Origin of the sequence: Novosphingobium sp. AAP93 (genome assembly GCF_001296055.1) — a bacterium.
GTDB lineage: Bacteria > Pseudomonadota > Alphaproteobacteria > Sphingomonadales > Sphingomonadaceae > Novosphingobium.
In genome coordinates, this window is sequence record NZ_LJHZ01000106.1 from 1 (window position 1) to 1,476 (window position 1,476).

Sequence of the window (1,476 nt, forward strand, 5' to 3'; positions counted from 1 at the left end):
TACGGGCAGGCGCTGGGGCTGGAGCGGGTGGCGGAGATCGTGCGCGAGGCGGTCAATGACAGCGGGATCGGCAAGCGCGGTTCTTGCCACATGTTCCGCCACACCATGGCGACCCTGATGCTGGAGAACGGGGCGGACGTGCGGTTCATCCAGGCGATGCTGGGGCACGCCGACCTCAAGACCACCGAGATCTACACCCAGGTCTCGATCAAGGCCCTGAAAGCCGTCCATACCGCCACGCACCCGGCAAAGCCGATCCGCTCGCGTCTTGCCGCCCGCGCCGGCAGCGCCGGCGATGAGGCGGAAACGCTGCTTGCCCTGCTCGATGCCGAGGCTAACGCCGACGCCGACGAGGCATAGAGCGCGCTAACCGCGCGCCCTGCAAAGCCTGCAAAACCGCCGATCGCTTCCGCGCCTGGCACAAGCGCGCGCGGATAGCCTCCCGCCAAACCCGCCGCATCCCGTGCTGCACGCGTGCGTGGGGTGTGTATCTGAAATCCCGGCTCGATGCGCAGCATCGCAGCCCCTTGCCGATCCGGGAAAGTACGCCGGATCGTGTCACGCGAGCCCCGGGTCTGTATAGCCCTTGGGCTATAGACAAATTATAGCTTCTGAGGTATATGCCTGCATGGTCTGGACGGTTCTCTATCACGATGCCTTCCTCCCCGAGATGGAGGCGCTGGCAGAGCCTGTGCAGGATGAGTTGCTGGCGCTGGTTGAACTGTTGACCGTGAGCGGTCCGAGGCTCGGCAGGCCTCATGCCGACACCCTCGATGGATCGAAGTACGCCAACATGAAGGAACTGCGCTTCACGGCTGACGACGGGGTGTGGCGGGTGGCGTTCGCGTTCGATCCCAGGCGCCGCGCCATCATCCTGGTGGCAGGCGACAAGAGCGGGCGCTCGCAGAAGCGGTTCTACAAGGGCCTGATCGCCAAGGCCGATGCCCGGTTCGCCGAGCACCTCGAGACGTTGAAAGGATAAGCGATATGCCGATCACCCACGAAGAGATGATGGCGCGCCTTCCGAAGGAACGGCAGGAGCGCATCAAGGCCCGTGCCGCCGAGCTGCACCGGGAGGTCGAAGGCCTCAAGGCGCTGCGCAAGCTCGCCGAGCGCAGCCAGGAGCAGATCGCCCAGAGCCTCGGGATCAAGCAGCCTTCAGTGGTCAAGATCGAGCGCCAGGCGGACCTCTACCTCTCCACGCTGCGGCGGTTCGTGGAGGCCGCCGGCGGCAAGCTGGAGCTGCGCGTGGAGCTTCCCGGCACCGGCGCGTTCACGCTCACCGGCGTGGGCGAGATCGAGGACGCCAAACACGCCGCCTGACGGGGCCGCGCGCCTCGGCTTGACGCCCTCTGCCCCACGCGTCACACCTTCGCGCATGGAGGGGGCTTCACGCACAATCCTGTCTCAGCCGCTGGCAGCCCTCGCGTCCAAAACCGCGTCAGGGGGTAAAATCCGCGCGCGCCGCTTCGCGCC

The 1,476-nt window shown here is 66.4% G+C and carries 3 protein-coding genes; all 3 read left to right on the forward strand.

Translation table 11 applies throughout. The features are described from left to right. A partial coding sequence (locus IP83_RS16035; RefSeq protein ID WP_156309780.1) for a tyrosine-type recombinase/integrase occupies nucleotides 1–360 on the forward strand: 360 nt, incomplete at its 5' end. Between the two features lie 268 nt (nucleotides 361–628). Next, nucleotides 629–982 carry a type II toxin-antitoxin system RelE/ParE family toxin gene (locus IP83_RS16040; protein ID WP_054123240.1) on the forward strand — a complete coding sequence of 118 codons (354 nt, stop codon included), beginning with the start codon at nucleotides 629–631 and terminating at the stop codon, nucleotides 980–982. A gap of 5 nt (nucleotides 983–987) precedes the next feature. After that, nucleotides 988–1,323 (forward strand): XRE family transcriptional regulator, encoded by a 336-nt coding sequence (locus tag IP83_RS16045; protein ID WP_054123241.1) that lies wholly within the window; start codon nucleotides 988–990, stop codon nucleotides 1,321–1,323. Nucleotides 1,324–1,476 lie beyond the last annotated feature (153 nt).